Origin of the sequence: Flavobacterium sp. N2550 (genome assembly GCF_025947265.1) — a bacterium.
Lineage (GTDB): Bacteria > Bacteroidota > Bacteroidia > Flavobacteriales > Flavobacteriaceae > Flavobacterium > Flavobacterium endophyticum.
In genome coordinates, this window is the sequence record NZ_CP110007.1 from 2549978 (window position 1) to 2576242 (window position 26265).

Consider the following 26265-nt stretch of genomic DNA (forward strand, 5'->3'; position numbering starts at 1 on the left):
AGTACTCATTCTTCTGAGTAAAGGAGTAATTGACTTTACATATAATTTCTTGATAACGAAAGAGGCCAGAATCTGGGTAACTTCTGTTTTCTTGATACTTTATTAATAGACGCTTTCTTTACCCATTATTTATTTCCAAAAAACGATTATACATCGAAAGCCAACGTTTAGACCTAAAAAAGAAACGCTTGTTCATTGGCCGAAATTTTTTTGTTTATTTTCTTAATTTTTGTACTGAAAATGCTAGGTACTACTCTTTTTACAAAAGATTAAATTGGGTAAGATTCGCTTTTAGCAAGAAAAATAATTATTTAAATACCAATAATTTCTGAAACAATTTCAGACCGAAAAACAGCAAGCATGAAGAAAACAATTACTCTTTTTTTAATTTTTTTATCATTACAAAACTACGCACAATGCTGGCAGACCATAAGTTCAGGCATAGACCACACACTTGCCATAAAACCCGACGGAACGCTTTGGGCCTGGGGCGAAAATGGAGTCGGCCAATTGGGTGACGGTTCGGATGTCGACAAGAACGTGCCCGTGCAGATCGGCACAGCAAACAACTGGAAAGAAATCAGTGCGGGTACAAGATTTTCCCTAGCCATAAAGACCGATGGGACACTCTGGGCGTGGGGAAACAACGCCTTAGGCCAGTTGGGGGATGGTACCAATACTCGCCGATATTACCCAGTTCGGATAGGAACCGCAACCGACTGGAAAAGTATCAGTGCCTCAGCAGGAACATTAGGGGGACATAGCTTGGCCATAAAAACCAACGGCACACTTTGGGCATGGGGCTTCAACTCATCAGGTCAGCTGGGCAATGGCTCGCTTACTAGCAGAAACCAACCTGTCCAGGTAGGGACTGATACCAATTGGAATGCTATCTGCGCCGGAAGCAGCTACTCAGTAGCTATTAAGGTTACCGGAACGCTTTGGGCATGGGGAAATAATGTTTCATACCAATTAGGTGACGGTACCGGCACTAGCAAATTAACACCTACACAGATTGGCACGGCCACCAATTGGAAAAGCATAGACACTACAAGAAATCATACCCTGGGTATCAAAACAGACGGGACGCTTTGGACATGGGGGTTTGGAAGTGAAGGACAATTGGGCTTGGGAACGGTACTATATATCAATGTTCCTACTCAAGTAGGATCAGATAATGATTGGGCAAAGGCCGTAGCAGGAGACGATCATTCCCTTGCTCTGAAAACCAATGGCACCCTTTGGAGCTGGGGCAAAAATGAAAGCGGTGAACTGGGCCTCGGAACAAACAGCACTACTGACATAACGGTTCCTACACAGGTAAATACCAATGCAGATAAGACCTTGATTTCAACAGGGGGAGAGTTCTCACTAATAATGAATGCTGATGGCTTTCTGTATGCAACCGGTTTCAACGCTGATGGAGAATTGGGAGATGGGACCAACACCAACAAAAACACACTTACGCCTGTTATCTGTACTGCCCTGGGCGTAAATGAATTTGGAGCCACGAAAGTCAACGCTTATCCCAATCCGGTCAGAGACCTACTGCACCTTTCTTATGGGCAGGGAATTACTATGGTTTCCATTTATAATCTGTTAGGACAGGAAGTATTCAGCAAGTCCATTCAGGACAATGAAGCTGCGCTTGATTTGTCTGCTTTGTCACCAGGAACCTATTTGGTAAAGGTTGCTTCTGCTACTAATACACAGACCCTGAAAATCGTAAAACAGTAAAAACTTCGTTTAATGAATTTCTTTGATAGAGCATAATGCAAAAAACGCCGTAAGACATTTGTTTTACGGCGTTTTGCTTTACATTACCTTTCAGTCTGTGGAAAAGAGGAATCAAACTTTATTGATAGACGCTTTCTTTACCCATTATTTATTTCCAAAAAACGATTGTACATCGAAAGCCAACGCTTATATCTAAAAAAGGAACACTTGTTCATTCGCCGAAATTTTTTTGTTTATTTTCTTAATTTTTGTACTGAAAATGCTAGGTACTACTCTTTTTACAAAATATTAAATTGGGTAAGATTCGCTTTTAGCAAGAAAAATAATCATTTAAATACCAACAATTTCTGAAACAATTTCAGACCGAAAAACAGCAAGCATGAAGAAAACAATTACCCTTTTTTTTATTTTTTTATCATTACAAAACTACGCACAATGCTGGCAGACCATAAGTTCAGGCACAGACCACACACTTGCCTTAAAAACTGACGGTACGCTTTGGGCTTGGGGCGACAATGGCACCGGCGAATTGGGAGACGGTACCACAGTAGACAAAAACCTGCCCGTACAGATCGGTACAGCAAACGACTGGCAAAAAATCAGTGCAGGAAATAATTTTTCCCTAGCCATAAAAACCAATGGAACACTTTGGGCATGGGGAACCAATCTATTTGGCCAACTGGGAGATGGAACAAATATCTCCAAACAATCTCCTGTTCAGATAGGAACCGCAACAGATTGGCAAAATATCAGTGCCGCTTCAGGATTACTAGGAGGATCTAGCATAGGCCTAAAAACCAATGGTACTCTCTGGACATGGGGTGACAACGCCCAAGGCCAACTGGGCGACAACACGCTTGTCAATAAAAATCAACCCGTCCAGATAGGCGTCGATACCGATTGGCTGGCTATCGAAGCCGGAAGCGCTCACTCAATTGCTATTAAGACCACTGGAACGCTTTGGGCATGGGGATGGAATGGTACACACCAATTAGGTGACGGCACCAATACTAACAAAAAAATACCTACACAGATTGGCACAGCCACCAACTGGAAAAGCATAGACGGAGGACATACCCATAGCCTAGGTATCAAGACAGACGGAACGCTTTGGGCATGGGGATTTGGAAGTGATGGAGAATTAGGCCTAGGAAACTCATCCTCAGCCGTGACACCTACTCAAATAGGAACAGATAATGATTGGGCAAAGGCCGTGGCCGGATCCGACCATTCTCTTGCCCTGAAAACAAACGGCGGTCTTTGGAGCTGGGGCAACAACGAAACTGGTGAGCTGGGCCATGGAACAGCCAGCACCACCAACATCACTATTCCTACCCTGATAAGTACCAATGCAGACAAGACCTTGATTTCTGCAGGACGAAATTTCTCGCAGATAATGAATAGCGATGGCTTTCTATATGCAACGGGGGTAAATACTTTGGGGCAATTGGGAGACGGAACCAATACCAACAAAAATACACTGACACCTATTATCTGTACTTCCTTAGCCGTAAATGAATATGCAGCCACGAAAGTCAACGCTTATCCCAATCCGGTCAGAGAATTACTTCACCTTTCTTACGAGCAGGGAATTACTATGGTTTCTATTTATAATCTGTTAGGACAGGAAGTATTCAGCAAGTCCATTCAGGACAATGAAGCTGCACTTGATTTGTCTGCTTTGTCACCAGGAACCTATTTGGTAAAGGTTGCCTCTGCTGCTAATACACAGACCCTGAAAATCGTAAAACAGTAAAAACTTCGTAATGAATTTCTTTGATAGAGTATAATGCAAAAAACGCCGTAAGACATTTGTTTTACGGCGTTTTACTTTACATTACCTTTCGGTCTGTGGAAAAAGAACTACTTTCCAATAGATTTTAACTGGCATTTTCTTTACTCTACTTTAATAGTATCTATTATAATTTGATAATATGTATCGCCTTATTGGCTTCATTTGTTTTTAGAAAGTATACTCCTGAGGCATGCTCTGAAATATCAATCAGATTTCCGGATCCTTGTTTTATTTTAGCGCCGAGGGCTGAAAATACGGTCCATTCTAGTTCTTTTGATAATTGGAATATTCCTGTTGACGGATTTGGATAGACTTTTATTTTATTTGAATTTTCTTCAGGAATTTCAACACCAAGATCACAGTGATGCACCATATAGGAGACTTCTTTTGTATTACTGCCAATTGTATTGCTAACGGTTAATAAAACATCTCTAGTGCCTTCTGTCGAATACAGTACAGGATGGGGACCGACTCCAGTTGCTGTTGCCGGCTGCGCTCCAGCGCCAAAGTCCCATGCATAAGTATCTACGGTTCCTATAGAAACCGATGTGAAAGTAACGGCTGCGTTGATGCATCCCATCTGTGGGTTTACTTCAAAATCGGCGATTGGGGCTGCAGTTGCTCCAGCAAGTACAAACTCCATCTTATTGATATTAATATCGGCTCTTTCAAAATGCAAGGTGATGACATGAACACCCTGAGTTAAAGGAATATTGGTTACTGTAGCGGTTTGCCATGCTTGGAAGCCTCCTGAGTTTGGTATCGTCACAGATCCAGTCACATTGATACCATCGACTTCAAGATGCAATGTTTTGGCATTATAGGGAGTTGAGGTTCTGAAGCTGATATTGTAATTGCCTGTAGTAGTTACTTGCGCCGTATATTTGAGCCATTCATTTGTAGCTACATACGCAATATTATAACCTCCTTCACTGCAGGCTTCTGTTCCCACTCCGTCGCCTGGCCTGTAGACGTTATCACCGCCACCGTTGGTGTCAAAATAAGCAGCAGGGCCAATATCGTAGTTTTCTGCTTCTATGATACCCGGAATCTGGGCTACAATGCCTTGATAAGGAGCAGTCTGTAGGGGAGTTGCAGTATAGAATGCCGTAAATGTAGCAGTGCCTGTGGCAGGTGCCTGAAATGTCTGATTAGCGGCTCCGCCTTGGCTCCAATGGTCAAAGTCATATCGGGTAGTGCCTGCATATTGCGGCGTTGGCGCATTGAGTGTCTGCAAATTGGCATTGGCAACAACTTGTCTTGTAGCAGGCGCTACTATTGGCTTTTGATTGAATTCTAAGTTTAGCAAAGCAGGGGAGCTGGTTGTCGTGATATCCACCAGATTAGGATCAATATCTACAGATGCCGTAGCAGTCAGTCCGTTGCTGTCTGTTACCGTTACCGTAAATCGGTACCAGACATTCGGTGTCTTTTCGCCCTGGTTTGATGCTGTAAAATTTCCTGATCGGACACCTTGAGGGCTGGCACCTGGATGCGAATGTCCTGAACCAGGAACGTCTTCATGAAACAGGTCGATGCTCCAAGAAAAAGCGCTGGCAGGCAATACTCCGTCTTCCACATCGGTTGCTGTGGCTTCAAAATGAACCACATCATCGGCATTCCATGTCAAAGTAGGCAAGGGGGCGATAATCTGTACTTGTGGTCTATTGCTAAACGGTACTACCGTTAGTATTGCAGAATTGCTTGTTACTGTTCCTGCGGAATTGGAAACTATAACCGAATAGCTGCCTGCATTTGCCATAGTCACTGCCGGAATGGTATAGCTGGCTGCAGTTGCTCCGGTTATATTTACGCCATTAAACTGCCATTGGTAGGTTTGTCCGACTCCGCTAGCGGTAACGCTAAAGGTTACAGGATAGGTTTCCATTATTGTTTGCGAAACAGGATGGTCGACTATGGTTGGAGCAGCAGTTTCAATGTAATTCAGCTTGATCAAATCGCCTGTGTTGCTGTAACTGCAATAGTAGATATACCCATCATTTCCGAGCATCATGCCCAGTGCATATTGCTGTGGCGCAGTATAGAATACGTTGGAAACCGGATTTGCGATTGTCGGATCAAAAGCTCGGATTTCATTCCTTACATAGTCCTTAAATATAAACTTTCCTTGAAGATTTGGATATCGAGGCGTTGCAGGATTATAAAGCACTCCGTTTGTCAGTGCGTTTCCTATGCTCCCTGTCGCATACGTAAATATCGGATTGGTAAATAAATTCGTTTCGGTCTGTACTCCGTCGCCGCCTTGCGGGTGTCCCCATCCATAGTTGCGGATGGTTGGATTGCTGATTTCATTTACTTCTTCCCATGAAGTTCCAACATCCAAGACAAACAATTTATTAGCTGTAGGATTGGGAATCAGCCTCCACGGATTACGGAAACCATATACCCAAATGCTTTGTCGCTGTATAGAACCGCTTCCATAAAACGGATTTCCAGGAGCTGGCAGTCCGTTTTCGGTGATTCGAAGTATTTTTCCTTTATACGTATCTAAATCTTGGGAATTGGTGTTTTGCTGGCTATCACCGACTGTCACATAAAGATAGCCGTTAAAGAACTTTAAATCGCCGCCATTGTGGAATCCGCCGCCGATGGGTTCTAGTAGCAAGATTTCTTGCCTGCCTATTTCTTGATTAGCATTGTTGATCTGGACTCTTTCAATCCGATGCCTGATAACGCCTCCATCATTGACAGAATAAAACACGTAGATATAACCGTTTGTGGCAAAATCAGGATGTAATGTAAGTCCTAGCAATCCTTGCTCATTGTCTGTAACGGTTGTTACTGTAAAGACAGTAGAAACGGTATTGTTTTGGTACACTTTTACGATACCGCCGCGTTCTGCTATAAATATTCGCCCGTCTGAAGACTGCTCTAAAGACAGTCCTTCCTTAATTACTGCTGCAGGCGTAAGGTTTTCTGTAATGTATTGGCTGCGGGCCTGCCAAGTACTGATTAAAAATAGAGTAAGTACTAAAAATAATGGGTGTAGGCGTTTTGAAAAACGGAAAGGTAGATTTGGATTCATAGCGATTTAATGAATTAGTAGGTTTGGTTAAACAAAGTTAGCATATTCTTATACCCTAAATGTTAGTTTAAAAAAAAATAAAGGGCACCTCTGTAATAATTCAATAAATAATCTGGCCGTTACCGTCAAAAAAAAAAGAGACAACCAACAGGTTGTCTCTTCATCTATCAATAATTATAAGTTTATATTCTTTCTCAGTTAGTTAGATTACTATTTTGTAAAATACCTAAACTGAGGCGTAATCAAAATAAAAAAACGTACTACTCTTTTATAACTTTTAGTGTTTTAAAGGCGTTATCGGCAGCTACCTTTACAAAGTAAGTACCTGATGTTAAACTCGAAACATTAATAACTGTTTCAGTAGCGTTTACTTGTCTTTCCATAACCTGCTGCCCTAAGGTATTGAAAACAGTGATGGTTCTGATTTCTTTATCAAACGAAACATTCAGTACATCCCTTACCGGGTTTGGATAAACCACTAAGTTAGCAAGCGAAAAATCGTCTGTAGACAAAGAATTCTGTACTGAAACAACGTTCCTAAAAACTGGTCCCCATTGACCCGTGTTGTCTTTTACACGGATATTGAATACGTGCAAGCCTACGGAAGGCAATGCGATTCCGGTTCTGCTTAGTTGTTCGTAGGCACTGTTAAAGCTGCCATCAGTGGCCAAAATTGCTGTTCCGTTTCCAGCTCCCGGATCGGTATCCCAGAAATATTCGGCTTGCAATATTGACATTACAGATGTCGTACCAGGCTGTTCCACATTAATAATGTTCGTAAAAACAGGTCCCCATTGTCCAGTATTGTCTTTTACTCGAATACAGAATTTATGCAATCCTACGCTTGGTGCAGTAATTCCTGTTTTGGTTAATCGTTCAAAAGCACTGTTGAAATTACCATCGGCAGCCTGGACAGCAGTTGCAAGTCCAACTCCCGGGTCGGTGTCCCAAAAATATTCAGCCTGCGTTATCGAGCTTTGTGCAGTACAAAAGCTAACTGTCAATACTGCAGTTATAGTATATATAAATTTTCTCATCTTACTTTAAATTACGAATTATTTAGAATAAGCTGATCCACTTACATTTAATGTGCTGGTGCTTAAAATGGTTCTAGGGGTGATAAAATAGTTTACCTGAGGCCTTCCGCCATTGTCCGCTGGAAAGTAATTCGCCCAGCTGTTGGAACCGCCGTAATGCCCGGCATCGTTTCTGGTTAAATCTAAATCGGTATATTGTACCGCAGGGTTTCCTGCATTTACATTGCCTCCTGTAACCGTATAAGCTGTATTATCGAAGTTCATGTTGACAGATCCCGTATTGTTGCTTTGCGTGATTGTTCCCTCTACTACAAAGGCATTTGTAGATACGTTATAGCTCGCTGTTACTGTTGCTATATTATCGGAATAGATACAGGTATTAGTTTGGGCCACAACAAAAGAAATCGCATTGTTCATGATGGCAACGTTTCCGCCACTGCCCGGATTGCCATTTCCGGTGATATAAATTGGCGCTACGTCTCCGCCATTAGGCTCATACACTGTATTGTTTACGATTTCGTTGGATCCGCCTGCTTTGGTTGCGTATACTCCAAATCCTGACGTAAAATTATTGTAGAACTTAAAATTATAGCTGGTCTGTTGATTCGCAATTACGGAAGAGGCTGAATTTCCTATAATTTCAACATCGTCAGCTGCCAGGGAAGTATCAGAAGAAGTGTTGTAGGCCGTCATTCTCTGCACTCTGTTTCCGGTCATTCTTCCGTGCGAAAAAAACACATAGCCACCAACAGTACATCCAGACATGTTTGTGGTCGTGTTCGCTTGGGTTGTGTCCACATTGTTCAAATTGCAATTGAACAGATTGATGGTTGTTCTTCCGCCAGTTGTTGGACCTGTTGCAATTACGTTGTAAATGGTAAAGCTACCGGAATTTAAGTTGCTTATCGTCACCACGCGTCCTGCAGCCGGATTGATATTTATCGTTCCTCTGATGAAATACTTGTTGTAATTGGTTTCGGAAACGAAAGTTAGCGATTTGTTGATGGTCAAGTTTTCAATGTAGGCAGAGCCATCGGTTTTTGGCTGGATGATGATGCGGTCACCGTTGGCAGCTGCTGTTATAGCTGCAGATACAGTAGTGTAAGCACCATTTGCTCCAGATGCCCTAACATACAAATCAGCTGCATTGGCCATCGAGGTAAACAAGCCCGCGATTGCGATAAGAAGTAATTGTTTTTTCATTTTGTCTTAAAATAATAGAGTTGGTATTTTATTTTTTTTAACGAGCTCAAAGCAACAATTTTTTTATTAATAATTGTTGCTTTGGAAGTTATTTTATTTAAAAATTTGAGGCATTAGCTTTCACTTTTTGGTCTTGAAAGCTACTATTGTCTCTATTTTTCAAGCTTCAACCAGAAATAGTCATTCCATCCTTCGATCAATCGGGTAGGGTCTGTATTCTTAGTTCTGTCTTGTTCAGGTATTTGCACTACTTTTTTATCTTTAACTGTAAATTTGTAGATCCTCGCATTGCTTTCACCTTCAACTGAAAGTTCAATTCTATAAGCGCCATCGGTAAGATCAGCAAATTTGATTTCCCCTGGTTTATTAACCAGTTTGAAAGCACAAGAAACTTCGTTCCATTTGGCTTGTTCTACCTGAGCTTGGTTAGGCCCATTTCCATAATGCTGTGCATACAATTTGTTGTCTTTAAACATATTTACCGACCACTTTACACTCTTGGTCGTTTTTTTGCTGTTTGCAGGAAACGGCTTAAACTCTTCATGTGTGATATAGTACCCAAAAACCAAATTTCCTGTATCTGCATAATTCAAATAGGCAAAATTATTCCATGGCCCACGCGTAACAAACATATCTTTTATAGCACCATACGGGTCATCGTTTACCAGCTTGTGCAGTTCAAAGTCGAAAGCGTAGAACATTTTGTCTCCAGCATAAAAATCCAATCTATAATTACCCGGACCCCAGTCTGTTATGAACGATTCTGACCATCCAACCCATTCGCCATCACGCTTGTAACGGCTACTTGGCACATTAAACTTTGTCTTCTTACCGTCATCAAAAACTTGGTGTCCGTCATATTCAAAATAGTTCATGTATTCGCCGTCTTTATAAACCTTGATTCTTAAATATTCCGACTGGTCTGCGGTATAGTCTACTGCTTTTCCGTTTGCCGTTTTATTCGGAATAAAGGTGCCGGTATAGTCAGCACATCTTCCGTCTCTGGTTCCATAAAGAAGTGAGTTAAAAGTTATGGCAGGTGTCTGCTTATACATACTCCAGTCTAACTTTAATCCGGTTGCGAATCCGCCACCTGCTGCTTTACCTTTTACTTTTTTTGCTACTTTGTCGACACCTTTGGCACCTTCAACCACGTTGCTGGCAGTATTGGCTGCTTTTGTAACTTTATTCAAAAGTTGCGCATTGGCTGCCGTAAAGGAAAATAATAGTGCAACAATCATCGCACTGGTTTTAATCTGTTTCATGTTTTTAATGTCTTTAAAAGTTAGTACTTTTTTAATTACAGGTCAAACATAAATCAAAATGGAATGGAAATTTTAGGCAATGTGTATACGTTTCCTTTTGGAGGAAATTCGTAGGATAGTAAAGGAAATTCGTTTTAGGGAAATTTTCGACCTAAAGGTTTTCGAGCAAGACCAAGAATTCTTCCTTTTTACGGACTGAAAGCGGTATGGCCGTTTTGTTTTTCATCATAATCGTATTTCCTCCATCGGTTTTGATGAAATGGTCGAAATATGCCATATTGATCAGGTGTGACTGGTGTGACCTGAAAAAATTATAGGGCGATAGCATCGTTTCATATTCCTTAAGATTGGTAGAAACAATAAGCTTCGGCGCATTGATGAAATTAAAAGTGGTGTAATTTTTATCGGATTCGCAGTTGACAATATCCTGGATATTGACCGAGTAAATTTTATCGGCCGTTTTCAGGATTAGCTTCTGCAGGTTTTTCGGCCTTTCGAGATTAGAGAACAGATTGCTTAGTTTCATGTCAAAAACTTCCTTGCTCAGGGCTTCCTCAGCTTTCTTAACAGCATCAACCAAGTCTGACGCATCCAACGGCTTTAACAGGTAATCAATAGCTGAAAAGCGGAAGGCCCGAATCGCAAAATCCTCATAACCCGTAATGAAAATCACCTTAAAGTTAATCGGTTTAAGTTTTTGAAGCAGGTCGAAACCAGTACCATCTGGCATTTCAACATCGAGAAAAACAATATCCGGCGAAAGCTGCTTAATGGCTTCAATTCCGGATTCTACAGAATCTGCCTGCCCGATTACTGAAACATTAGGGCAACTGGCTTTGATGATGGCAATATTCTTCTTTCTGATATTTTCGATATCGTCTACGACAACGGCTCTTAACATGGTCTTTTAATTTTCGTAAATATACGGGATTTCAAAACTAATTTTGGCACCAACAATATTTTCATTGGTATCCTTTATATTATCTGCCTGCACGATAAAGTCGGCATTTTTGGTATAGTTTACAAGACGTTCCTTCGTTATGGTCATTGCAAGCGATTTGTGGTTGGTCACTTTCTTCTCGGCATCAAAGCCTTTTCCATTATCCGAAACCTCGAAGAAGAGTTTGCTTTCCTTCAGGTAAAAGTGAATCTCGATCATTCCGTTCTTATCCTTGTTGCCCAAACCGTGCTTGATGGCATTTTCAATAAATGGCTGAGTCAGCATTGGCGGCAGCAATATGGCTTCGGTATCGATGGCATCTTCTACTTCAATCTTATAGTCGAATTTGTTGGAATACAGCAGCTGCTGGATGGAAAGGTAGTTCTCGATCATCTCGACTTCTTCGGATAATGAAATGTAATTTTCATTGGAATTCTCTAGGATCTGCCTTGTCAGTTTTGAGAATTTGGACAGGTAATTTACCGCGTCGCTATCTTTCTTATCGTGGATGAGCCCTTGGATGTTATCAATGGAATTGAAGATAAAATGTGGATTCATCTGCGTAATCAGAAGCTTCTGCTTGATCTGGTTTTTCTCCAGTCCGGCTATGGCGTGTTTTTGTTTGTTATTTCGGTAATAGAAATAAACTCCTAGCAGCAGCACTACAATCGCGCCGGAAAGTGCAATAAGCCAATTATTCTTAACAGCCGCTTTCTTTTGGGAAACGAGCTTGTAGTTTAGTTCTTTTTTCTCGAAGTCGTATTGGAGCTGCTGTTTTTCAAAAGCACCTTTTGCTTCGAGTATCTGGGTTGAGTCGACAATCTTCTCATAATATTTATACATCTCGAGGGCCTTCTCAAAATTTTTGGTCTTGATGTTTATCGTATATAGCAAATCGGCGCCTTGTTTTTGAAGAGCGATGTTACCCGTTTCTTTGCTCAAGGCAAAACCTTTGGCGGAATATAAGTTGGCTTTGTCTAAATCTCCTTTTTCAAAATACAGCAACCCAAGACCCAGCGTAGACATGGCAATGGACAGGTTGTCGTTTTCTACAGTTAAGCTTTTTATTCCAAGAACTTCCTGGTATAATTTTTCTGCTTCCTCAAAATGGCCAAGCTTTGTGTGTGCCTCTCCCATTCTTGCCAACGCTTGTGCTGTCTGCGAATCGGCTCCTATTTTTTTCGTAATAGCCAGCGCTTTACTATTGTAAATAATACTCTGATTGTATTCCTTCATCCGTGTGTAGCAGAACGCAATATGGCCATAACACAAGGCTTTAAGGTAAAGAGTGTGAGTAATTGAGTTTTTGGCATAAAAAGCATCATAGTAACCAATAGCTTTCAGGTCATAGGATATGGCTTTTTCGTATTGGTTTTGGCTGGAATACACATTGGCCATCATCGTCAGGGCATAGGACATTTGCTCGGCATACTTCACAGGATCCTTTTCATAAAACTTAAGAGCCGCATAAATCAGCGGAATTGCCTCTTTGTTTTTTTCCATCTTAGCATAAAATGCCGCTTTGTTTAAAGAAACTACGTACATTTCATCATAGGATTTTATGGATCTTAAAATCGCAATAGCTTTGTCGTGGTAAGCCAATGCTTTTTCGGGCATCGCTTTTTGGGAATATCGATTTGCTACAATAGAATAATGCGCGGCAAGCCATTCGGCATATATTATTTGCTCTTTGGAGGTATTGCCTTTTTTATAATTTTTCAGGGCTAAGTTGCCCAATATAGTATTAAGGTAGTAATAATTTTTGTCGTCTAGTGAATAGTAGTTATCCATGACATCAGATATTGCCTGTAATTTTGTAGTATCATGGACCTTTGTGTTCCTAAGGACAATTTTCAGCGAATCAATAGTCTTGTCTTGCGAATAGCTGCTCGAAAAAAACAGGATGGAAAAAGCTAGAACTAGCAGTTTGGGGATTTTAAACATTGTAATGGCAATCGGGGTTTAATTTTCGTAAATGTAAGGGGTTTCAAAACTGACTTTAGTGCCCCCTATATTTTTAAGGGAATCAATATCATCCTGGCAATAGGAATTTGAATAAAAGAAACCAATTAAAAGTAGGACAGTTATCTTAATAATCCTATGCATGGGACAAAAAACTATGATATTAATGCCCAAATATAGAGAATAAAAAAGAATATTTTTTTAGGAAACAGAAATTAAAACAGGCTTAATTTTTTTAATAATATTCTCAATTGGGCGGTTTTCCTTCCTTGTTTTCCAAGTAAGTCTTTTGTTTCTAAGTTTATTGATATAAAAAAAAGCCTTAATTTCTAATAATAAAAAAGGTAGCAGCTCCAAAAAAAGGCCACAGAATTGCCTCGTAAACTTTGTGGGTTTTTGAAAATTTTGGAGGTAGAAGAGGGGTAAGTCATAAAACAGAAAAACCTGCAAATTTTGAAGTTCGCAGGTTTTATGCTTTTTGACAGATATTTTGTGAACTGGACTGCATAATGCAGGTATAGGATTTAAAAGCCCGGATAAAATTTTGAGTGGTACGAAATACGGCTTTCTCTAAATATTTCATACTCACGGCGAAGTTCAAGAAATATGTGTTCTTCCTTTTGGAATATCCGGTCCACTTTTTTAAAGCATGCAATTGCGGTAGCACAAAGTCGTTTTAAACTTAATTAAAATGTTTTTTGATAAACAACAGCAGATTTTCTTCGCTCATTTTATTGGAGGTACTGTCTGATGCTACCACATTTTTATATTGTGGTGTTTCTGCCAGATACTTCATAAACTGTTCCTGGATCTGCCCAGTTCCTGTTATGTGGATTTCATCAATGTTTGGCATTTGACTGGCAATTTCCTTGAAGAATTTCTGTGTTAGGGCAATCTCCTGATTGTTTGCTGCATTTTCGTTGGAGTTATTATCCGGGCCTGCGTTTTTGATCTGCCCAATAACAGCAAACACTTTTTCTTCTTCCTCTGAATTTCCTACTATGGTTGCATTGTGGGAATCCATCCAAACCCCAAATAACTTCTTGTTTTTAGCTGACATATCTTTACTTTTTTTAAAGATAAGTCATGCGCACAGTATACAATGGAATTTGTGTTAAGATTGTGATTAGGTATGGGATTCTGAATGTAATTTCATAAAAGAAAGGTGCTACCATTTTATGAACTTCTTTGATACTGCTACAAAACAAAAAACGCCATAAAACATAAGTTTTACAGCGTTTTGCCTGTTCAGCGGAGAAAGAGGGATTCGAACCCCCGGACCTGTTACAGTCAACAGTTTTCAAGACTGCCGCATTCGACCGCTCTGCCATTTCTCCAGTATGTTGCTCTCATTTCCTGATTGCGAGTGCAAATATAGAAACCTTTTTCGAGTTTCAAAACATTTTATCATTAAAAATAAAACATTTTTTGGGCAACATTTTTAATTATTTCATTTTCTAGACGTTACAGGAAAAATAATTTTCTGTGTTTTTTCTAGAATTCGACATATTCCATAATTTCTAGGCCATATCCTATCATTCCGACACGTTTGGTCTGTTCTGAATTGGATAGTAATCGGATGTTTGTGATGTCGATATCATGCAGGATTTGCGCGCCTATACCAAAATCTTTATTGTCCATTTTTACTTGCGGCGCTTTAAAAATTCCTTTTTCCTGCAATCCTTTTAGTTCAGTGATACGATTCAACAATTCGATAGGCTGGATCTCTTGGTTGATAAACAAGATAGCGCCTTTGCCTTCTTCATTGATCTTCTTGAACATGTTCTCTAATTTCTGATCCGGATCATTGGTAAGCGTTCCTAAGATATCATTGTTGACTTGAGTAGAATTGATTCTTGTCAGTATCGATTCGCCGATATTCCAGCTTCCCTTTGTCAATGCAATATGCACCTGCTTGTTTGTTATTTGGAGGTAGGCTCTTAGCCTGAATGTACCGAAACGAGTTTCCACTTCGTAATCTTCTTTCTTTTGGATAAGGCTATCATGCTGCATTCTGTAAGCAACCAAGTCTTCAATAGAAACAATTTTCAGGTCAAACTTCTTGGCTACTTCCAACAGTTGCGGCAGACGCGCCATAGAACCGTCTTCGTTTAAGATTTCTACAAGAATTCCGGCTGGTTTTAATCCAGCTAGACGCGCTAAGTCGATTGCAGCCTCTGTGTGGCCTGTTCTTCTTAAAACGCCACCTTGTTTTGCTCTTAAAGGGAAAATGTGACCAGGACGTCCTAAATCTTCTGGTTTGGTATTGTCATCGACTAAAAACTGGATAGTCTTTGCACGATCGTGTACAGAAATTCCTGTCGTACAGCCATGGCCGATCAAATCGACAGAAACTGTAAATTGGGTTTCATGCAATACGGTATTGTTCGTGACCATCAAATTTAAGTCTAGTTCTTTGCAACGTGCTTCGGTCAGAGGAGCACAGATAAGTCCGCGACCGTGGGTAGCCATAAAGTTGATCATTTCAGGTGTTACTTTTTCGGCGGCGGCAATAAAATCGCCTTCATTTTCGCGATCTTCATCGTCGACAACAATAATGATTTTTCCTTGACGGATATCTTCAATTGCTTCTTCTATAGTATTTAACTGCGTAATTTTATTTTCGGACATTATTTAGGTGTGTTGTTGTTTTTTAGTTTAAATAGTTTTTGGAATCCTTTTTGGATAGGTGTAAGGATTACATCCATGTTGATCAATCCAATGTCGTTTGTAGCTCTGTAGGTCAATAAAATAGCCAAAGGAGACAAAATGAAGGAAGACATCCAAGAGCCTAAGAAGGGAGGTATTCCGTTTTCTTGGGCCAGTTTCCTTCCAAAAGTATTGATGAAATGGAAAGTAATAAATATCAAGACGGCAAATACGATTGGTAGGCCTAATCCTCCTTTTCGGATAATTGCACCTAAAGGAGCGCCGATAAAGAACATCAGCAGGCAGGCAAAGGCAATTACGAATTTTTCGAAAAGAGCCAGCCAGTGATTGTTAATATTCTTCTGCTTTAGGTCTATTTCTTGCTTGGTACCGTCAATCGAAAATCGGGAGCTTTCTAAATTGCTATTGGCAATTTCTAATACTCGTGATTTGTCTGTAGCAGACAAAAGGCTGAGAAGATCGGCTGTATCGGAAGTTTTTTTAGGCTTTTCGATAGTGACCGTCGGCTTGGTAAAACTCGTGATTCCGGTTCTTTGATAAATGTTTTCAGCAAAAGAAACCAAATCTTTATCATAGTTTTTATGCAATGAATCTAGGGTATAGGTAAGCTCGCTCACATTGAGCATGGCATTTGTGTTTGTGATGTTGGATTCGTCCTCAACCGTATTCAGTTTTGACAAATCGATATTAATGATGTCTTTTTTGAACGACGCTTTGACAAAAGGTACTCTTTTGCTCTCTTCGTATTTTTTGGGAATGATGTTTTCGTAATAGTTACCATTGAATAAGATCAGCTGAAGCATGCTGGATTCTTCTTGATTGACAAGCACTCCATTTTTGGCTTTTATTACGACGTTATTTCCAATACCGTTCGCTGCTTTTTTGTGTATCGTAACGCCTTCCAGCTTTTCGCCTTTATCGCCTGATTTCTTATTGACTTTGATGTTATATTCTCCTACATCGCTAAACTGTCCTTCTGCAATAGCCATTGCGGGTTTGGTCTGTACGATATCTCTTCGGAGGTTCAAGAACTTATATTCAGCGGCAGGAATAACGTTATTGGCAAAAAAGAAAGCGATGATGCTTAATAGAAAGATAAAGACCATCAAGCTTTTCATAGCTCTTTGCAATGAAATTCCAGAAGATTTCATGGCAGCAAATTCATAATTCTCGGCAAGATTACCAAATGTCATGATGGAGGCCAGCAATATCGAAAGAGGTAATACCAGCGGAATCATCTTTGGCGAATAAAAAAGAAGGAATTTTGCGATCAGCAGTACATCTAGGTCTTTCCCTGCTAATTCTGCGATAAAGAGCCAGACAGCTTGCAGGATGAAGATGAAATAAAGGATTACAAAAACCGTAGCTAATGTTTTGAGGAATGTCGTTAGAATGTATCTGTCAAGAATTTTCACCGATGTATCAATCTAGTTTGTTGATATAGTAATTAGGGTATTTACTTTCCGCAAAGGTAAATTGATTTTTTGATAATGGCTGATTGGTTTTAAAAGAATTAACAGTGATTGTTGTTTTTGAACCATTCTTTCCTATTTCCATAAGATTGTAGATGTGTTTGGTCTGTACGTCAATGCCTAAAAAAATCTCTTTCCTGTCGTCTTTAGAGCTTGTAGGCACTAATTTTACGTATTGGATTTTTCTGCCGCGTACGTTTTGAAGGATATCCCAAGAATATTTGAATCCGTGATTAAAAAAGGTAAGCATTTTTGACGGCGTCACAGCATCTTCTTCGTTTTCGTCAAATTTTGAGATGCTTATTTCTTCGTCTTCTGGAACGATATTGTATATTTTTTTTCCGTCATAGATTTTGGTCACTCCCATGAAGTTGAGCACATATTTGTTGCCCTGCATGATTACATTTCCTTTGCTCTCTTGGTTGAGGTTTTCCTTCGGATTCGTGAGGGAATACTTAAAGTCAATCGAGATATTATCATAGCTTTTTACCTTGGCAGAAACTTCATCCAGCAGATTTCTCGCTTTTTGGCTGTTTTGCGCTTGAAGATTGAAGCCGATAAGAAATAATGTAATAATTTGTAATAACCTTTTCATTTTAAAAATCATTTTGCTCATTGTTAAAAAACTGGTCAAGAGAAGCTAAGTCGGGGATATTGACACTTCTGGCCTTGCTTCCCTCAAAAGGGCCAACGATTCCAGCAGCTTCCAATTGATCGATTAATCTTCCAGCTCGGTTATAGCCCAATTTCAGCTTGCGCTGTAATAATGAAGCAGAACCTTGCTGTGCTGTAACAATGATTTCGGCAGCTTCCCTGAACATAGAATCTCTTTCCGAGATATCTACATCAAGTTTGATGCCATTTTCTTCTCCGATGTACTCTGGAAGAAGGTATGCGTTCGGATACGCTTTCTGCGATCCTATGAATTCGGTGATCCTTTCTACTTCTGGCGTATCTACAAAAGCACATTGGACACGAACAACGTCGTTTCCGTTGGTATACAATAAATCTCCTCGTCCGATCAATTGATCGGCTCCTTGGGTATCTAAGATAGTCCTAGAGTCAATTTTTGAAGTAACGCGGAATGCAATCCTTGCAGGGAAGTTTGCCTTGATGATACCGGTAATTACGTTTACCGAAGGTCTCTGTGTAGCAATAATCAAATGAATACCGATGGCTCGTGCCAGCTGTGCTAGCCTTGCGATAGGCGTCTCGACTTCTTTTCCGGCAGTCATGATCAAATCGGCAAACTCATCTACGACCAAGATAATGTAAGGCAAAAAGCGGTGTCCTAATTCAGGATTTAATTTACGGGACTTAAACTTTTCGTTGTATTCTTTGATATTACGAACCATCGCGTCTTTTAATAAAGAATAACGGTTGTCCATTTCGACGCATAGCGAATTCAGCGTGTTGATTACTTTGGCATTGTCTGTAATGATAGCTTCTTCGGTATCAGGAAGCTTTGCTAAATAATGGCGCTCGATTTTATTGAACAGCGTAAGCTCTACTTTTTTAGGATCGACCAAGACGAATTTTACTTCGGCTGGGTGTTTTTTATACAGTAACGAGGTCAATACAGCATTTAGTCCGACCGATTTTCCTTGTCCAGTAGCACCTGCCATCAAAAGGTGAGGCATCTTGGCCAAATCGACAACAAAGGTTTCGTTTGAAATTGTTTTCCCTAGAGCAATCGGCAATTCCATTTCGGCTTCTTGGAATTTAGCGGCTCCGATAACGCTTTTCATGGAAACCATGGTAGGGTTCTTGTTCGGAACTTCGATACCAATAGTTCCTTTTCCAGGAATAGGAGCGATGATACGTATTCCTAAAGCAGAAAGCGATAAAGCAATATCATCTTCTAAGCTTTTGATTTTAGAGATTCGGATTCCAGCTTCTGGAACGATTTCATACAACGTTACTGATGGCCCGACAGTGGCCTTGATCTGGGCAATTTCAATTTTGTAGTTTCGAAGCGTTTCTACGATTCGGTTTTTGTTTTCTTCTAATTCTTCTTGGTTGATGGTAATTCCTCCCGTAGCATATTCTTTTAGCAAGTCTAGCGTCGGAAATTTGTAATTGGACAAATCTAAGGTCGGATCAAATTCGCCAAAATCGGCTACTAATTTTGAAGCCAGGTTTTCTATGACCGTATCTTCATCTGCAAATTTTTCAATCACGAAAGCATCGTCATTGGTTTCGATAATCTCTGGAGTATGATGTTGGATAGGAGCAACAGGAGCCTTGATAATTGGCTCTATCGTAATGTGCGAAGGATTATTAATTGTAGGCTTTAGCGCTTCTTTGTTGATTTCGAATTGAGAAATCGGTTTTAGCGTAGGTTCTTCAATTTCTTCGTCTTCATCATCTTCTACTTCAACAATATCTTCTTCTAAGATTTCATCCGTCAGTTCTTGTACGGCGACTGGCGCAACGATTGATTCTGCCGCAGCTCTTTCTTCGGCCTTTCTCTTTTTGGCTTCAAAATAATTTTTGATTCCGTCTGGAGAGATTTTAATCTTGAAGATAAGATAAACGAGCAGTCCGAAAATCAAAACGAGCAAGGTTCCTGCCTTTCCAAGATAATCTTGGATGAAAAGGTTCATTTCAAATCCGATAACGCCGCCTAATTCAGGCAAGAAATCGGCAAAGAATCCGAATAATATAGAAATAATGATGATGGCAAACAAGTCCCAAAACCACGTATTCTTTAATTTTCTTACCGGCATGTCTAAGATAAGATACATTCCGGTTATGAAAAACAATCGCACCAATAAGAAGGAAGCGACACCAAATCCTTGGTATAGGAATAAATTGGCAAGATAAGCGCCAAATTTTCCCAGCCAGTTTTGGACTTCTATAGACCTATCGGCCAAAGCATCGACTGCACTTTGGTCATACTGTCCGTATAAGAAAAATGAAATGAAAGCCAGCAGTAAGGCTACAGAAAACAAGACTAATAAAGCTCCAATGATTACTTTATGCTGTCTGGTCAATTTCCAAGGTTTTTTCTCTTTGAGTTGAGCATCTGCTTTGCCAGCTGTTTCTTTTTTTGTCGTTTTAGCCATTCAAAAAGGTGATGATTATACGTAAAAATAAATATTTTTTTTACAAATTCTGAAATATTGGTATATATATGATGAGGCCAACCGCAATAGCGGCAACGGCTGCAAAGAAGACCGCTCCGGCGGCAACATCTTTAATGAAGCCAATCTTGTCATGAAAGCTAGGGTGGATAAAATCTGCAATTTTTTCTACTGCTGTATTTAGTCCTTCGATGCTCAAGACCAATCCGATTGCTAAAGTCTGGAAAAGCCAATCTGTTTTTGAAATTTCAAAATAGAATCCAGCCGCTGTCATTATGATACCCAGAAAAAACTGGACCATGACGCTGTGCTCGGTCGTGACTAATTTATAGGCACCGTGGATTGCATACTTAAAACTTTTTAGCCTTCCTGATACAAAAGAATGGTCTGTCTTCATATAGTAATTTAAGGTTTTACAATACTGCCAAAGCGCTTTCGTAGTTTGGTTCGTTAGCAATTTCGCTAACTTGCTCTGTATGTAATACTGTTCCGTTTTCATCAAGCACAACCACAACTCTAGAATGAAGTCCGGCTAAAGCACTGTCGGCAATTTCTAAACCATAGTCTTTTCCGAAGCTTCCGTCTCTAAAATCAGATAGATTCACTACGTTTTCAAGGCCTTCGGCACCACAGAAACGTTTTTGCGCAAAAGGCAAATCTCTTGAGATGCAAAGCACAGTAGTATTTTCTAAACCGCTGGCTTTAGCATTAAAATTTCTGACAGAAGCCGCGCAAGTTCCAGTGTCGATACTAGGGAAAATATTCAATACTAATTTCTTTCCTGCAAAATCAGAAAGTGAAACTACGCCAAGATCTTTATTTACTAATTTGAAATCAGGTGCTTTTGAGCCTATTTTTGGTAATTCACCGCTTGTTTTTACTGGATTTCCTCCTAATGTTACTGTTGCCATCTTTTTAAATTTTATAAGGTTCAAAAGTATGAAAAATATATTTGTGAAATTGCCGTAAAACAAAAAACTCTCCCACATCATGGAAGAGTTCTGAATTTGGCTGAAGATAGATTACATCAGAAAAAGCATCGCCAAACTCATTAAGATCATAAGTCCGTCCTCGATAATCGTTACGGTACTCATTGGGAGATTAAATACAGCTCCAAGACAAGCGCATTGGATTTTCTTTTTGTTGAGCACGCTTTGCAATACGCCAATAATGCTGATTGTCATTACGATTAAAGTAACCAAGTTTGTTAGAAAAGGCTCAAAATTCAAGGCGAAAGCAAGTCCTAAAGCCAATTCTAAGAAAGCATACAAATAACCCCAGCCTTTGAATTTTCGTGCTACGACATCATACATAGAATAGCTGTCTGCAAATCCGCGGAGGTTTAGCATCTTAAAGAAAGAGAAAGTCAGGAAAAATCCAGCCATGAAGACACGCATGGCCGTCATGTAATCGAAAATACCATTGCTAAATCCAGCGATTAAAGAAATGGTCAAGATGTACGAAAAGATCAAGACAATCGGCTTGTAGGTTTCTAACCACGTTTTTTCAGGCTCTGCAATCGGTGCAAAAACATTTTGATGCATCGTTACATTTTTTTCAGAAAGCTGGTATTTTGGATAGCCTTTTAGGATGTCTTGCAGTTCTGAAGTAGCAATATGTCTTTCCATTTCAATCGTAGCTTCTCCTTGCTCCAGATCGATATCTACATTTTGTACCGAAGGAATTTGTTTTAATGTGGAAGATACTTTGGCGGCACATCCTTCGCAAGTCATACCCGATATTTTATACGTATGTTTCATGTTTTTTGTTGTTTGATTTGTAGGATACAAAGTTGCGAAACATCGGTCGGAAGACTATTATGTTATTTCATGAAAGACTATTAACTTTTACAGTTCGTCGATATTCTTCCGCTTGGTTTCTTTCAACGACTTATAAAAGGTAGGAGTGAGGCCGGTAATCTTTTTAAATTGGCTCGATAAATAAGCCGTACTGCTGTAGCCTAGCTGTATTGCGATTTGGGAAAGCGACAGTTCATCATACACTAATAGTTCTTTGACTTTTTCTATTCGCTGCGCAATGAAATATTTTTCGATCGTAGTGCCTTCGACTTCTGAAAAAAGGTTGCTGATGTAGTTGTATTCGTAATGCAGCTTTTCTGAAAGCAGGCTCGAAAGATTAGTATTCTCAATTTCTTCTGAATGATGTATCAATCGGATGATTTCGGTCTTGATCTGCTCGATAAGTCGGCTTTTCTTATCATCGATCAGTTCAAAACCAAGATGTTTTAATGCATTTTCGAGCTCTTCGAGTTGTTCTTTAGAAATAGTTTCGGCAGTTTCGACTTCGCCTAACTCAATAGTTATGGGCATCAGCCCAATTTTTTCGAATTCCTTCTGAACGGCCATCTTGCATCGGTTGCAGACCATGTTTTTGATGTAGAAATGCATTTATTGATATCTAGATTAATTGGAAACTCAAAGGTATAAATAAAAAACGCTCCCCAAAGAGAGCGTTTTATAAGGCAAAAAGGATTATTTGTCAATGGAGCCAAGAACCCGCTTCATAAAATTATTAAGCGCTTCTTTTTTTTCTGTACCGTCTTTGATCATCTTATTGACTTCAAGTGCACCGTACATATTAGAAATCAATTCCCCGATAACATCTAATTCTTCGTCTTTTAAAGAAGGAACCTCAGTCAAAGCTTCGAGGACCTCAATTGTTTCGATAATATAATCCTGGTCATTTTCTTCGATAAATTGAGTCAGGTGCTTTATAACGGGTAATTTCATTGTAGACTTCTTAAATTTTTAGATCTTTTAATTTGCTATTTCATTTACCAATTCTGATAAAACTTCTGCTTTATTAGTTTGTGTCTGATTGACCAACTGTCCGTTCACGAAAGTTGCGAAAGTCGGCAGGTTAGAAACATTAGCTAATTTTCTAGATTCTGGAGCATTTTCGGCATCTACCAAAACAAAAGTTACGTTTTCGTTTTCGGTAGCCAATTTTTTGAATTTTGGCTTCATAATACGGCAGTTCCCACACCAAGAAGCAGAATATTGCACGACAACTTTTTCATTAGAGTTTACTACATCCTGAAGCGTGTCTTCGTTTAAATCAATTAACATAGCAATTTTTTTAAGTATTGGATTAGATTGTTCGGCTTTCCCAAAAGGATAGCCGAACAATCAAAAATTTGTTTTAGTTATTTAAGTAAGAAGCAACACCTTCTCTTGTAGCGAACATGGCTTCTTTTCCTTCTTCCCAGTTAGCAGGACAAACTTCTCCTTTAGTTTGAACGTGAGTATAAGCGTCAACTAATCTCAAGTATTCTCCAACGTTTCTTCCTAATGGCATATCGTTTACGCTTTCGTGGAAGATTTTTCCAGTCTCGTCAATCAAGTAAGTCGCTCTATACGTTACGTTTGAACCTTCGATGATAACTGAGTCAGTTTCTTCGCTATAGCTTGTAGATTCGATATCTAAAATTCCAAGGATGTTGGCAAGGTTACGGTTTGTATCCGCTAAGATTGGATAAGTAACGCCTTCGATTCCACCGTTGTTTTTTGGAGTGTTTAACCAAGCAAAGTGTACTTCGTTGGTATCGCATGAAGCACCGATAACGATAGTGTTTCTTTTTTCAAACTCTGGCAATGCAGCTTGGAAAGCGTGCAATTCTGTCGGGCAAACAAAAGTGAAATCTTTTGGGTACCAGAATAATAGTACTTTTTTGTTGTTGTTTACAGCTTCTTCAAAAATGTTGATTTTCAAGTTGTCGCCCATTTCTGAGATAGCGTCTACTGCAATGCTTGGAAATTTTTTTCCTACTAATGACATAATTATATGGTTTAAAATTATTTTTTCTGATGCAAAGCTACACTTATGATTCACTTTTGTTTATAGAAAATTATTATAAATATTTATTTTGTAATAGCTTCAGGCTATTCTTTTTGATTTACTGATAATTATATAATTTTCTTCAGATAATTTTAGTGGATTCCTAGTTTTGGCAATTTTCTTTTTCATAAATCCTATTATTAAGTTTGGTTTTATATATTTGTTTTTGGTTAAAATTTACACAACAGAAATAGATTCTTCACGAAATCAATTAAATACGCACTCCAAAATATGAGTTTTTCCAATTTATTCCGAAAGAAAACAGTACAGGATATTTTAAAACAAGTTGAAAAGAATGAGATCGACGGACATGGCTCATTGGGAAAGCATCTTACAGCTCGCGACCTTACAGCATTTGGAATTGCGGCTATCGTTGGAGCAGGGATTTTTAGTACCATCGGAAAAGCCAGCGCAGATGGAGGTCCGGCAGTTATCTTTCTGTTTCTATTCACAGCTTTAGCGTGTAGTTTTGCTGCTTTCGCTTATGCTGAATTTGCTTCTATGGTACCTGTTTCTGGTAGTGCCTATACGTATTCTTATGTTGCTTTTGGAGAGCTTATCGCCTGGATTATCGGCTGGGCGCTGATTATGGAATATGCTATTGGAAATATTACCGTAGCGATATCATGGAGCGATTATTTTACAGGACTTCTGGAAAGCGGTGGACTCTATCTGCCCCAATGGATACAGATGGATTATCTGACAGCTTCCAATGGTTTTACAGATGCGACTGCGTTGATGCAAGGCGGAAAATCCTTTGCAAACCTTGATGCTGGATTGCAGGATGCGTATACAGCTTGGACAACTTCGCCTGTAATCGGTTCATTTCATTTTGTAGCCGATTTGCCAGCATTATTTATCATTGTGCTAATAACTGCCTTGGTGTATAGAGGGATGAAAGAATCTAGAAATGCCAGCAATATGATGGTTGTTATCAAGCTTTGTATCATTCTTTTGGTTATTGCAGTCGGTGTTTTTTATGTAGATACGGCCAACTGGGACCCTTTCGCTCCTAATGGAGTAGGAGGCGTGCTTAAGGGAGTTTCTGCAGTATTTTTTGCCTATATAGGCTTTGATGCTATTTCTACTACGGCAGAAGAATGCAAGAATCCGCAACGCGATTTGCCAAGAGGAATGATGTGGGCGATTATTATTTGTACGGTCTTATACATTGCTATAGCCTTAGTCTTGACAGGAATGGTAAAATACAGTTCGCTGAATGTGGGTGATCCGCTGGCTTTTGTTTTTGACGAATTGGATTTAAAATGGATGTCAGGCATCATAGCAGTAAGTGCAGTTGTAGCTATGGCAAGCGTTTTATTGGTATTTCAGATGGGACAGCCAAGAATCTGGATGAGCATGAGTCGTGACGGACTTTTGCCTCAGAAATTCTCGAAAGTGCATCCGAAATTCAAGACGCCATCTTTTGCTACTATCGTAACAGGTTTTGTTGTTGCCATTCCGGCGCTTTTTCTTAACCTGACAATGGTTACCGATTTATGTAGTATCGGGACGCTATTTGCTTTTGTGCTCGTGTGTGCCGGAGTTTTAGTATTGCAGAACAAACCGAATATTCCGCGAGGGAAATTCAAAACGCCTTATGTCAATTCCAAATACATTGTGCCGATTTTATTGATTGCAGGAATCGTTTACTCTTTTACCTACAATAAGAAAAACACGATAGATTTTGTGACGAATGTACCGCAGATAAATGCGCCAGCTTCTATTGTGACTTCCTTAAATAAGACTGAGACAGAAGAAGTCTATGCCTTTTTAGTAGAAAACCATAAAGAAAAAGTCTTTAATAAGACAACCGACTTAGAGCAGATATTAAGTGATTTCCAAAATAATGAAACGGAATATGTTGCCGTGGTCGAATCGCTTCCTATTGACAAATCGTTGAAATATGAGACAGGCTTTGCCTTGTTCAAACATAAAATTCCGATGTGGATTTTCTTGATTGTTCTAGTAGGTCTGGCTGTATGGGCTTTCCGCCAAAATCTATCTTTAATTCCTTTACTCGGACTCGTTTGCTGTTTGTATATGATGGCAGAATTAAGCGTCTGGAATTGGATTTATTTCTTCATATGGCTGCTGATAGGACTGGCAATCTATTTTGGCTACAGTCGAAAAAACAGCAAGCTTAATTTTGTGAAAGAAAGCTAAGTCAGCATTTAGAAATAAAAAAACCGTT

Annotated in this window: 21 protein-coding genes and 1 tRNA gene; 3 read left to right on the plus strand and 19 right to left on the minus strand. The window is 39.6% G+C overall.

Features of this window, described 5'->3' with window-relative positions; translation table 11 throughout:
* The first annotated feature begins 360 nt into the window (after nt 1-360).
* Both OLM56_RS11270 and OLM56_RS11275 read left to right on the plus strand, forming a co-directional pair.
* Nucleotides 361-1737 (plus strand): T9SS type A sorting domain-containing protein, encoded by a 1377-nt coding sequence (locus tag OLM56_RS11270; RefSeq protein WP_264527036.1) that lies wholly within the window; start codon nt 361-363, stop codon nt 1735-1737.
* Between the two features lie 379 nt (nt 1738-2116).
* The gene (locus tag OLM56_RS11275) at nt 2117-3493 is read left to right on the plus strand and encodes a T9SS type A sorting domain-containing protein (RefSeq protein WP_182493596.1); all 1377 of its coding nucleotides are present in this window, start codon (nt 2117-2119) and stop codon (nt 3491-3493) included.
* Between the two features lie 163 nt (nt 3494-3656).
* On the opposite strand, the gene OLM56_RS11280 is transcribed toward OLM56_RS11275, so the two are convergent.
* From OLM56_RS11280 to OLM56_RS11370, 19 genes are all read right to left on the minus strand, one after another.
* Nucleotides 3657-6578 (minus strand): PQQ-dependent sugar dehydrogenase, encoded by a 2922-nt coding sequence (locus OLM56_RS11280; protein ID WP_264527037.1) that lies wholly within the window; start codon nt 6576-6578, stop codon nt 3657-3659.
* A 260-nt stretch (nt 6579-6838) separates the two neighbouring features.
* Nucleotides 6839-7615 (minus strand): T9SS type A sorting domain-containing protein, encoded by a 777-nt coding sequence (locus tag OLM56_RS11285; protein WP_264527038.1) that lies wholly within the window; start codon nt 7613-7615, stop codon nt 6839-6841.
* 18 nt (nt 7616-7633) lie between these two features.
* Nucleotides 7634-8818: a hypothetical protein gene (locus OLM56_RS11290; protein ID WP_264527039.1), complete on the minus strand. Its 1185-nt coding sequence runs from the start codon at nt 8816-8818 to the stop codon at nt 7634-7636.
* A gap of 152 nt (nt 8819-8970) precedes the next feature.
* Nucleotides 8971-10083, minus strand: a complete 1113-nt coding sequence (locus OLM56_RS11295) for a hypothetical protein (RefSeq protein ID WP_264527040.1) — start codon at nt 10081-10083, stop codon at nt 8971-8973.
* 151 nt (nt 10084-10234) lie between these two features.
* On the minus strand, nt 10235-10984 hold the full coding sequence (locus tag OLM56_RS11300) for a LytR/AlgR family response regulator transcription factor (RefSeq protein ID WP_121376348.1): 750 nt from the start codon (nt 10982-10984) through the stop codon (nt 10235-10237).
* A gap of 6 nt (nt 10985-10990) precedes the next feature.
* Nucleotides 10991-12967 (minus strand): tetratricopeptide repeat protein, encoded by a 1977-nt coding sequence (locus OLM56_RS11305; protein WP_264527041.1) that lies wholly within the window; start codon nt 12965-12967, stop codon nt 10991-10993.
* 700 nt (nt 12968-13667) lie between these two features.
* The gene (locus tag OLM56_RS11310) at nt 13668-14045 is read right to left on the minus strand and encodes a hypothetical protein (protein ID WP_264527042.1); all 378 of its coding nucleotides are present in this window, start codon (nt 14043-14045) and stop codon (nt 13668-13670) included.
* 192 nt (nt 14046-14237) lie between these two features.
* A tRNA-Ser gene (locus tag OLM56_RS11315) sits at nt 14238-14322 on the minus strand.
* 157 nt (nt 14323-14479) lie between these two features.
* Nucleotides 14480-15616, minus strand: a complete 1137-nt coding sequence (gene ribB, locus OLM56_RS11320; protein ID WP_264527043.1) for a 3,4-dihydroxy-2-butanone-4-phosphate synthase — start codon at nt 15614-15616, stop codon at nt 14480-14482.
* Entirely contained in the window at nt 15616-17070 is a 1455-nt protein-coding gene (locus OLM56_RS11325; protein ID WP_264527044.1) for an LptF/LptG family permease, read from the minus strand. The genes ribB and OLM56_RS11325 overlap by 1 nt, the downstream gene beginning before the upstream one ends.
* Before the next feature lie 7 nt (nt 17071-17077).
* Entirely contained in the window at nt 17078-17722 is a 645-nt protein-coding gene (locus tag OLM56_RS11330) for a LolA family protein (protein ID WP_246336947.1), read from the minus strand.
* 1 nt (nt 17723) lies between these two features.
* Entirely contained in the window at nt 17724-20195 is a 2472-nt protein-coding gene (locus OLM56_RS11335) for a DNA translocase FtsK (RefSeq protein ID WP_264527045.1), read from the minus strand.
* 40 nt (nt 20196-20235) lie between these two features.
* The gene (locus OLM56_RS11340) at nt 20236-20610 is read right to left on the minus strand and encodes a diacylglycerol kinase family protein (protein ID WP_121376341.1); all 375 of its coding nucleotides are present in this window, start codon (nt 20608-20610) and stop codon (nt 20236-20238) included.
* 16 nt (nt 20611-20626) lie between these two features.
* The gene (tpx, locus tag OLM56_RS11345; protein ID WP_182493585.1) at nt 20627-21124 is read right to left on the minus strand and encodes a thiol peroxidase; all 498 of its coding nucleotides are present in this window, start codon (nt 21122-21124) and stop codon (nt 20627-20629) included.
* A gap of 111 nt (nt 21125-21235) precedes the next feature.
* Nucleotides 21236-21973 (minus strand): heavy-metal-associated domain-containing protein, encoded by a 738-nt coding sequence (locus tag OLM56_RS11350; RefSeq protein WP_182493584.1) that lies wholly within the window; start codon nt 21971-21973, stop codon nt 21236-21238.
* An 87-nt stretch (nt 21974-22060) separates the two neighbouring features.
* A complete protein-coding gene (locus tag OLM56_RS11355; RefSeq protein ID WP_182493583.1) occupies nt 22061-22621 on the minus strand; it encodes a helix-turn-helix domain-containing protein in 561 nt (186 codons plus the stop codon).
* A gap of 84 nt (nt 22622-22705) precedes the next feature.
* On the minus strand, nt 22706-22963 hold the full coding sequence (locus OLM56_RS11360) for a DUF6952 family protein (RefSeq protein ID WP_121376337.1): 258 nt from the start codon (nt 22961-22963) through the stop codon (nt 22706-22708).
* 27 nt (nt 22964-22990) lie between these two features.
* Complete coding sequence (locus OLM56_RS11365; protein ID WP_121376615.1) at nt 22991-23302, minus strand: thioredoxin family protein; 312 nt, start codon at nt 23300-23302, stop codon at nt 22991-22993.
* Between the two features lie 73 nt (nt 23303-23375).
* Nucleotides 23376-24011, minus strand: coding sequence for a peroxiredoxin (locus OLM56_RS11370; RefSeq protein ID WP_121376336.1), 636 nt, complete (start codon nt 24009-24011; stop codon nt 23376-23378).
* Between the two features lie 291 nt (nt 24012-24302).
* Between OLM56_RS11370 and OLM56_RS11375 the strand changes: the two genes are divergently transcribed.
* A complete protein-coding gene (locus OLM56_RS11375; protein WP_264527046.1) occupies nt 24303-26237 on the plus strand; it encodes an amino acid permease in 1935 nt (644 codons plus the stop codon).
* The last annotated feature ends 28 nt before the right edge of the window (nt 26238-26265 follow it).

Coding starts and splice junctions, on each gene's coding strand:
- OLM56_RS11270 (WP_264527036.1), top strand. CDS start 361: ATGAAGAAAACAATTACTCTTTTTTTAATTTTTTTATCATTACAAAAC.
- OLM56_RS11275 (WP_182493596.1), top strand. CDS start 2,117: ATGAAGAAAACAATTACCCTTTTTTTTATTTTTTTATCATTACAAAAC.
- OLM56_RS11280 (WP_264527037.1), bottom strand. CDS start 6,578: ATGAATCCAAATCTACCTTTCCGTTTTTCAAAACGCCTACACCCATTA.
- OLM56_RS11285 (WP_264527038.1), bottom strand. CDS start 7,615: ATGAGAAAATTTATATATACTATAACTGCAGTATTGACAGTTAGCTTT.
- OLM56_RS11290 (WP_264527039.1), bottom strand. CDS start 8,818: ATGAAAAAACAATTACTTCTTATCGCAATCGCGGGCTTGTTTACCTCG.
- OLM56_RS11295 (WP_264527040.1), bottom strand. CDS start 10,083: ATGAAACAGATTAAAACCAGTGCGATGATTGTTGCACTATTATTTTCC.
- OLM56_RS11300 (WP_121376348.1), bottom strand. CDS start 10,984: ATGTTAAGAGCCGTTGTCGTAGACGATATCGAAAATATCAGAAAGAAG.
- OLM56_RS11305 (WP_264527041.1), bottom strand. CDS start 12,967: ATGTTTAAAATCCCCAAACTGCTAGTTCTAGCTTTTTCCATCCTGTTT.
- OLM56_RS11310 (WP_264527042.1), bottom strand. CDS start 14,045: ATGTCAGCTAAAAACAAGAAGTTATTTGGGGTTTGGATGGATTCCCAC.
- ribB (WP_264527043.1), bottom strand. CDS start 15,616: ATGTCCGAAAATAAAATTACGCAGTTAAATACTATAGAAGAAGCAATT.
- OLM56_RS11330 (WP_246336947.1), bottom strand. CDS start 17,722: ATGAAAAGGTTATTACAAATTATTACATTATTTCTTATCGGCTTCAAT.
- OLM56_RS11335 (WP_264527045.1), bottom strand. CDS start 20,195: ATGGCTAAAACGACAAAAAAAGAAACAGCTGGCAAAGCAGATGCTCAA.
- OLM56_RS11340 (WP_121376341.1), bottom strand. CDS start 20,610: ATGAAGACAGACCATTCTTTTGTATCAGGAAGGCTAAAAAGTTTTAAG.
- tpx (WP_182493585.1), bottom strand. CDS start 21,124: ATGGCAACAGTAACATTAGGAGGAAATCCAGTAAAAACAAGCGGTGAA.
- OLM56_RS11350 (WP_182493584.1), bottom strand. CDS start 21,973: ATGAAACATACGTATAAAATATCGGGTATGACTTGCGAAGGATGTGCC.
- OLM56_RS11355 (WP_182493583.1), bottom strand. CDS start 22,621: ATGCATTTCTACATCAAAAACATGGTCTGCAACCGATGCAAGATGGCC.
- OLM56_RS11360 (WP_121376337.1), bottom strand. CDS start 22,963: ATGAAATTACCCGTTATAAAGCACCTGACTCAATTTATCGAAGAAAAT.
- OLM56_RS11365 (WP_121376615.1), bottom strand. CDS start 23,302: ATGTTAATTGATTTAAACGAAGACACGCTTCAGGATGTAGTAAACTCT.
- OLM56_RS11370 (WP_121376336.1), bottom strand. CDS start 24,011: ATGTCATTAGTAGGAAAAAAATTTCCAAGCATTGCAGTAGACGCTATC.
- OLM56_RS11375 (WP_264527046.1), top strand. CDS start 24,303: ATGAGTTTTTCCAATTTATTCCGAAAGAAAACAGTACAGGATATTTTA.